Annotated in this window: 5 protein-coding genes; all 5 read left to right on the forward strand. The window is 69.3% G+C overall.

The window, feature by feature from the left end; all coding sequences use genetic code 11:
* On the forward strand, positions 1-989 hold a 989-nt coding region (locus tag FV222_RS13075; RefSeq protein ID WP_147814573.1), incomplete at its 5' end, for a glycosyltransferase family 1 protein.
* A gap of 122 nt (positions 990-1,111) precedes the next feature.
* The gene (locus FV222_RS13080) at positions 1,112-1,432 is read left to right on the forward strand and encodes a rhodanese-like domain-containing protein (RefSeq protein WP_147764429.1); all 321 of its coding nucleotides are present in this window, start codon (positions 1,112-1,114) and stop codon (positions 1,430-1,432) included.
* 118 nt (positions 1,433-1,550) lie between these two features.
* Positions 1,551-2,684 carry an efflux RND transporter periplasmic adaptor subunit gene (locus FV222_RS13085; RefSeq protein ID WP_147750358.1) on the forward strand — a complete coding sequence of 378 codons (1,134 nt, stop codon included), beginning with the start codon at positions 1,551-1,553 and terminating at the stop codon, positions 2,682-2,684.
* A 193-nt stretch (positions 2,685-2,877) separates the two neighbouring features.
* Positions 2,878-6,087 (forward strand): multidrug efflux RND transporter permease subunit, encoded by a 3,210-nt coding sequence (locus FV222_RS13090; RefSeq protein WP_147814574.1) that lies wholly within the window; start codon positions 2,878-2,880, stop codon positions 6,085-6,087.
* Positions 6,088-6,207: 120 nt separating this feature from the next.
* Positions 6,208-7,190 (forward strand): SDR family oxidoreductase (locus FV222_RS13095; protein ID WP_147814575.1); only part of this gene is annotated, 983 nt, incomplete at its 3' end.

Here is a 7,190-nt window from a genome sequence, read left to right on the forward strand (position 1 = left end):
TCGCCGCCGGGCGCGGCCCCACGCGATCGAGCACGCTCCGTCGCCGCCGCATCCAGGCGGAGACCGTGCTCGGCATCTTTCGCGCCGCACCGGTGGCGGCCCTGCCCGAGGGCAGCCTCTATCTCCACACCTCGCACCTGCGCCTCGACAAGCCGGAGCGGTTCGACTGGCTCTACACCCGCGCCGACGTGCGGCCGGTGTTCTTCGTCCACGACCTGATCCCGATCACCCATCCCGAATACGGCCGGACGGGCGAGGCCGAACGCCACCGCCTGCGCATGCGGACCATCGGGCGGCACGCGGCCGCCATCATCGTGAACTCGGCCGACACCGGCGAGCGGACGCTGGCGCATCTTGCCGCCGACGGGTTCGGGCGGCCGCCGCTCGCGGTCGGCCATCTCGGCGTCGAGCCGGCCTTCGGGCGAGAAGGGCCGCGATTCGCGCCCGACCGGCCGACCTTCCTGGTCTGCGGCACCATCGAGCCGCGCAAGAACCACCTGCTGCTGCTGCACCTCTGGCGCGACCTCGTCGAACGGCACGGCCCGGACACGCCCCGCCTCGTGCTCGTCGGGCGCCGCGGCTGGGAGGCGGAGAACGTCGTCGACCTGCTGGAGCGCTGCGAGTCGATCCGCCCGCACGTCGTCGAGGTCTCGGGCCTCTCGACCCACGGCCTCGCCGCGCTGACGCGCAGCTGCACCGCCCTGCTGATGCCCTCCTTCACCGAGGGCTACGGCATCCCGATCGTCGAGGCCGCAGCCTCCGGCGTGCCGGTGGTCGCCTCCGACATCGCGGTCCACCGCGAGATCGGCGCGGGCTTCGCCGACTTCCTCGATCCCCTCGACGGGCTCGGCTGGCGGCGGGCGGTGGAGGACTTGAGCCGTCCGGGGGGCGAACATCGCGAAGCTCTGGCGCGGCGCCTCGACGGCTACGTCGCCCCGAGCTGGCCCGCGCATTTCAAGCCGGCCGACGCGCTGCTGGCCGCACTCTGATCCGCAGCCCACGCCCTGGATGGGGGGCGCGTGTTGCGCCGTGGGCGGCTGACGAATAAGGGAAAGCGTCAGCCCGCGCGCCGGTGCCCGCGCAGCCGGCCTCTCTCCCAGGGAATCGACCGATGCGTGTTGTCGACCTCGACCGCGATGCGATCAAGCAGGGCCTCGCCGACGGTTCGATGCTGGTGATCGACGTGCGCGAGCCGCATGAATACGAGAACGGCCACATCCCCGGCGCGGTGATGCACCCGCTCTCGACCTTCGACCCGACGGCGGTCGCCGCGCTGATCGAGGCGGACGGGCGCCGCCCGGTCTTCTCCTGCGGCTCCGGCGTGCGCTCCGTCCACGCGCTCGACGCGATGCAGGCGACCGGGCTCGATCTGAACGAACACTACAAGGGCGGCTACCGCGACTGGTCGGCGGCCGGTGAAGCGATTGAGTAGGTCCGTCGAAGCGTCGCACCGCGCGCGTCGTTCGTCTCGCGGCGGCGAAGCCATGTGCGGCGGCGCACAACCTGTGTGCGCTTCGGGGAATAGGTGGCGGGCTGCTGGGGAACCATCCATGTACAAGCGTCGGCTCGCAAGCCTCATCGTGATCGCCGCGGCGCTCTCCGCGCCGCAGGCCCGCGCCCAGGCGCCGGGCGGCCCGCCGCCGAAGGTGACGGTCGCCAAGCCCGTGGTCCGCGAGATCATCGAGCAGGACCAATATACCGGCCGCTTCGACCCGATCGAGTTCGTCGAGGTCCGGGCGCGGGTGACCGGCTACCTGGAGAAGATCAACTTCACCGACGGCGCCACGGTGAAGAAGGGCGACGTGCTCTTCGTCATCGACCGGCGCCCCTACAAGGCGGCCCTGGAGCAGGCGCAGGCCTCGCTGACCTCCGCGAAGGCCCGGCTGTCGTTCTCGCAGACCGACCTGGAGCGCGCGCAGACCCTGTCGAAGGGCGGCAATATCTCCGAGCAGGTCACCGACCAGCGCCGGCAGGCCTCGCAGACCGCGCAGGCCGACGTGGACAGCGCCGAGGCGGCGCTCCGCAACGCCCAGCTGAACTTCGACTTCTCGGAAGTGAAGTCGCCGATCAACGGGCGGATCAGCCAGCGCCTCGTCACCGAGGGCAACATCGTCATCACCGACCAGACGATGCTGACCACCATCGTCTCGCTCGATCCGATCTACTTCTCCTTCACCGTCGACGAGAAGTCGTTCCTGAAATACCAGGGCTCGCTCGGCATCGGCATGGGCCAGACCCAGCGCGGCAAGGGCGTCCCGATCCTGATCGCGCTGTCGGGCGAGGCCAAGCCGACCCGCAAGGGCACCCTCGACTTCGTCGACAACCGCGTCGACAACGCGACCGGCACGATCCTCCTGCGCGCCACGGTCGAGAACGCCGACGGCTTCATCAAGCCGGGCCTGTTCGGCATCGTCTCGATGCCCGCGACGAAGCCCTTCCAGGGCGTCCTGATCCCGGACGAGGCGGTCGCCGCCAACCAGGACAAGCGCATCGTCTACCTCGTCGCCGAGGACGGGACGGTGAGCTCCCGGGACGTGAAGCTCGGACCCAAGGTCGACGGCTACCGCGTGATCCGCGACGGGCTGAAGGGCGACGAGACCATCGTGGTCAACGGCACGTCCCGCGTGCGCCCCGGCGCCAAGGTCACGCCGGAATCGACCACGCTGCCGCCGAGCAAGACCTAGGGTTAACAAGACCTAGGGTTAACAAGACCTGAGGCTCATAAGACCTGAGGCCGCGCGAGACCTGAGGCGTAGCAAGACCCGAGGCCGCCCGGCGGTCTCGAGCCGACGAGCGGCACCGGTCCCGACCGGTGCGGCGCCATCGACGACGCCGGTGGCCGGCTCCGCGAGGGGCGGCGACCCAGAGGTTTGACCGATGCGTTTTGCCCACTTCTTCGTCGATCGGCCGATCTTCGCGTCGGTCACGTCGATCATCTTCCTGCTCCTCGGCTTCGTCGCCTACGAGAGCTTGCCGGTCTCGCAATATCCCGAGATCGTGCCGCCGACGGTGACCGTGCGCGCGAGCTTCCCCGGCGCCAACGCCGAGACGGTGGCCGCGACGATCGCGACGCCGATCGAGCAGGAGGTGAACGGCGTCGACAACATGCTCTACATGACGTCGTTGTCCACCAACGACGGCAACATGCTGCTGACCGTCACCTTCAAGGTCGGCACCAACCTCGATATCGCCAACGTGCTGGTGCAGAACCGGCTCTCGGTGGCCCAGCCGCGCCTGCCGCCTGACGTGCGCAACCTCGGCGTCACCGTGCGTAAAGCATCGCCCGACCTGATGCTGGTCGTGCACTTGCTGTCGCCGAACAAGACCTATGACCAGAACTATCTGGCCAACTATATCTACCTGAACATCCGCGATGAGATGCTTCGCCTCGACGGCGTCGGCGACATCACCATCTTCGGCGGCAACGAGTACGCCGAGCGCATCTGGCTCGACCCGAACAAGCTCGCCGCCTACGGCCTCTCCACCACCGACGTGACCGCGGCGCTGCAGGAGCAGAACGTGCAGGTCGCCGCCGGCGCCCTCAACGCGCCGCCGGCCAAGACCGGCGAGGCGTTCCAGCTCGTGGTGCAGTCGCAAGGCCGCTTCCAGACGCCGGAGGAGTTCGCCGACGTCATCGTGAAGGCCACCAACGGCCGCCTCGTGCGGGTGAAGGACGTGGCCCGCACCGAGATGGGCCAGAAGGACTACACCACGAACTCCTTCCTGAACGCCACGCCGGCGGTGGGCATCGGCGCGTTCCAGCGCCCGGGCACCAACGCGCTCGACGCTGCCGCCTCCGTCAAGAAGGTGATGGAGAACCTCAAGAAGAACTTCCCGCCCGACGTCGAGTACCGCATCGCCTACAACCCGACCGAGTTCATCGAGGAGTCGATCCAGGAGGTCTACAAGACCCTGTTCGAGGCGGTCGGCCTCGTGGTGATCGTGATCCTGGTGTTCCTCCAGAGCTGGCGCACGGCGCTGATCCCGGTGATCGCGATTCCCGTTTCGCTCGTCGGCACCTTCGCGGCGATGTCGGCCTTCGGCTTCTCGCTGAACAACCTCACCCTGTTCGGGCTGGTGCTCGCCATCGGCATCGTCGTCGACGACGCGATCGTCGTGGTCGAGAACGTCGAGCGCAACATGGAGGAGGGGCTCTCGCCGGGCGAGGCCGCGCACAAGACCATGGACGAGGTCGGCTCGGCCGTCGTCGCCATCGCGCTGGTGCTGGCCGCGGTGTTCATCCCGACGGCGTTCATCCCCGGCATCTCGGGCCAGTTCTACAAGCAGTTCGCGCTGACGATCGCCGCCTCGACGATCATCTCGGCCTTCAACTCGCTGACCCTGTCGCCGGCGCTCTGCAAGCTGCTGCTGGTGCCCCACCACGCCCGCAAGAAGCCGAAGTTCTTCCTGACGCGGTTCATCGCGTGGCTCGCGGACCTGTTCAACCGCGGCTTCGAGGCGCTCTCGAACGGCTACGCCCGGATCGTCGGCCTGCTCACCGGCTACACCGTCGGCATCGTCGCGGTGATGGTGTTCTACGGCTTCGTCATCTTCGGCACGATCCACCTCGTGCAGACGACGCCGACGGGCTTCATCCCCGACCAGGACCAGGGCTACCTGATCGGCGTGGTCCAGCTGCCGGCGGGCGCCTCGCTCGACCGCACCACCGCGGTGGTGAATCGGGCGGCGGCGGAGGCGCGCAAGATCGACGGCGTGACCAACACGGTCATCATCGCCGGCTTCGACGGCGCGACCTTCACCAACACCACCAACTCCGGCGTGATGTTCATCACGCTGGCCGGCGCCAAGGAGCGGGCGGTCCACGGGCGCAGCGCGGCCGTCATCACCGGCGACGTGCTGAAGGCCACCGCCAACATCCAGGAGGCGCGGGTCATCGTCATCCCGCCGCCGCCGGTCCGCGGCCTCGGCAACGGCGGCGGCTTCAAGATGCAGATCGAGAGCCGGCAATCCTCGCAGACCGGCCCGCTGCTGGCGGCCGCCGGCGAGCTGATCGGCCAGGCCAACCAGAGCAGCGACGTGCAGCGGGTGTTCACCACCTTCGGCAACGACACGCCGCAGCTCTACCTCGACATCGATCGCACGATCGCCCGGATGCTGAACGTGCCGCTGGCCAACGTCTTCGCCTCGGTCCAGGCGGATCTCGGCGGCGCCTACGTCAACGACTTCAACACGCTCGGCCGCATCTACCAGGTGCGCCTGCAATCGGACGCCGCCTACCGGACCTCGCAGCAGGACATCTCGCAGATCAAGGTCCGCTCCTCCACCGGCGCCCTGGTGCCGCTGGGGACGCTCGCCTCGCTGCGCACCGTGGCCGGCCCGCAGATCGTGCAGCGCTTCAACCTGTACTATTCGGTGCCGGTGCAGGGCGTGGCCAAGCCCGGCGTCTCGACCGGCCAGGCGCTGACCGCCATGGAGCAGATCGCGGCCAAGGCGCTGCCGGAAGGCTACGCCTACGACTGGACCGAGATCGCCTACCAGCAGAAGGCCACCGGCAACACGGCGGTCTACGTGTTCGCGCTGGGCATCCTGCTCGTGTTCCTGGTGCTCGCCGCCCAGTACGAGAGCTGGGCGCTGCCGATCTCGATCCTGATGGTGGTGCCGACGGGCGTGCTCGCTGCGCTCTTTGGCGTGCAGTTGCGGGGCCAGGACAACAACATCCTGACCCAGATCGGGTTGATCGTACTGATCGGCCTGGCCGCCAAGAACGCCATCCTGATCGTCGAGTTCGCGCACGACATCGAGGAGGCCGAGCACAAGGGCCCGGTCGCCGCCGCGATCCAGGCCTGCCGCCTGCGCCTGCGCCCGATCCTGATGACCGCCTTCGCCTTCATCCTCGGCGTGCTGCCGCTGGTGATCGCCACCGGCCCCGGCGCCGAGATGCGTCAGGCGCTCGGCACGGCGGTGTTCTTCGGGATGATCGGCGCGACCTTCTTCGGCCTGTTCCTGACGCCGGTCTTCTACGTGATGATCCGGAACATCGTGATCTGGATCGGACGGAAGCGCGGCAAGAAGGCCGACGACGGCCACGGCGGCACCCCGGCCCACGCGGCACCCGCGCACGCCTGACCGGATCACCGGCGACCTTCGGCGGCCCGCAGGGCGTGTCCATTGGGCACGCCCTGCGGGCCGCAACCGTTTCGGCGGCGACGGCTTGTCGCTGCGAAGACGTCGGGGGGAAGAGCGCGCATGGCACGGGTCGCAGTCGTCACGGGAGGCACCGCCGGGATCGGGCTCGCCACCGCCCACCTGTTCGCGTCCCGCGGCTGGGCGGTCGCCGTGATCGCCCGCGACGCGGGCCGCCTGCGTTCCACCGCCGCCGCCTTGGCCGCCTACGGCCGCCCGGTCCTCACCATCTCCGCCGACGTGTCGGACGCCGAGGCGGTGGATGCGGCCGCCGCCCGGATCGAGGCCGAGCTCGGGCCGATCCGCGCCTGGGTCAACAACGCGATGTCGACGGTGGTGAGCCCGGCCGACCGGATCACGCCGGCCGAGTACCGCCGCGTCACCGAGACGACCTATCTCAGCCAGGTCTACGGGACGCTGGCCGCCCTGCGTTACATGAAGCCGCGCAACCGCGGGGCGATCCTTCAGGTCTCGTCGGGCCTAGGGTTTCGCGCGGCGGCTCTGCAGGCGCCGTACTGCGCGGCCAAGTTCGCCGTCTCCGGCTTCACGGATTCGCTGCGCTGCGAGCTGATCCACGACAAGAGCGATGTCTCGCTCAGCGTGATCTACCTGCCGGCGGTGAACACGCCGCAATACAAGTGGACCCGCAACCGGACCGGCCGCGACCAGAACGCGCCGGACCCGGTCTACGATTCCCGCCTCTGCGCCGAGGCGATCGTCTTCGCCGCCGAGCATCCGCGCCGCGAGGTCTGGGTCGGCCGCAGCACGGTGATGATGGCGGCAGCGCAAGCGCTGGTCCCGGGCTTCGCCGACAAGAAGGCCGCCGAGATGTGGCCGAAGCAGATGACCGACGAGGACATGGCCGACCGGGTGGGCAACCTCGACGCCCCGGTGCCGGGCGACGTCGGAATCGACGGGCGCTTCGGCGACCGGACCAAGGCGACGCGCACCGCGTTCTGGACCAGCCGCGAGCGCGACCTGCTGATGGCGGGCTTCGCCGGAATCGCCCTGGTGGGTCTCGCGAGCGCCGCCGCGGTCGCGAGACC

Origin of the sequence: Methylobacterium sp. WL103, assembly GCF_008039885.1 — a bacterium.
In the GTDB taxonomy this organism is placed as follows: Bacteria; Pseudomonadota; Alphaproteobacteria; order Rhizobiales; family Beijerinckiaceae; genus Methylobacterium; species Methylobacterium cerastii.